The organism is Oleiphilus sp. HI0086, assembly GCF_001635225.1.
This window is the reverse complement of sequence record NZ_LWFZ01000335.1, coordinates 1-828: the sequence shown is the minus strand read 5'-3', so window position 1 is coordinate 828 and position 828 is coordinate 1. Positions and strand designations below refer to the sequence as shown.

1 protein-coding gene is annotated in these 828 nt (G+C 45.0%); it reads right to left on the bottom strand.

Annotation, left to right across the window (positions count from 1 at the left end):
- Positions 1-828, bottom strand: an 828-nt coding sequence (locus A3756_RS27245) for a hypothetical protein (protein WP_068552984.1), incomplete at both ends; no start/stop codon positions are given.

The following is an 828-nucleotide window of genomic DNA, read 5'->3' as shown; positions in this document are numbered from 1 at the left end:
GATTGAGGCATTACCACTGTTTTCGTATTGATTTGCATTGCTCAATGCGAAGGTCATTGGGTGACCGTCAACAAACCATGGAAGTACCAATAGGTTTTGGAAAGACCAGATATTAATGGATTGCGGCATATTATTGTGAGGTGTGTTCTCACTCATAATGATGGGGTAGTAATAATCGTAGTAACCAGACGGGTGCTTCGAGACATACTTCACACGTCCATCTACAGCTAGATCAGACACACATGAATCAATGGACTCTTCCCTGTTAGAGCCACATGCACTATGCAGAGGTACAACACTGTCATCGCCGCCTGTAATCAGCGGGTGCGTAACGAGACCAAAAAGCTCATCACCCGTACCTGCAATACGCAAGTTAGGGATCGAATTAGACGTACCAGACGCGGCTAAGCCTCGAGCAATTTCAGGCTGCAATTCATACGTCATACCAATTCGCGTGCTGGGCAATGTAATATCTGCACCAATCCAATCGGAAATAGCATTAGCAATAGTAGAGCCGTAGTTGATACCATTAAACAGGTCAACACCTATGTTCGCCAGGTCAGTACCACCACCGGCACCCGCCATGGCGATGACCGCGTCAATGTTTAAGTTATTGGCATAATCACCCAACAGTGAAGCATTTTGAGGATCCATAACATAACGCATTACGATATCGCCCGTTGAGTGCAATACCAACACACAACCATCAACACAAAAGTTAGGTGTGTCTGCGAAGATTTCTTGCAACTGATTGGCAACAAGCTCACCATTATTACCTGGTCCAGTTAGGTGTTTACCTGAATCATAGTAAAGAATTCTAGCATGTGG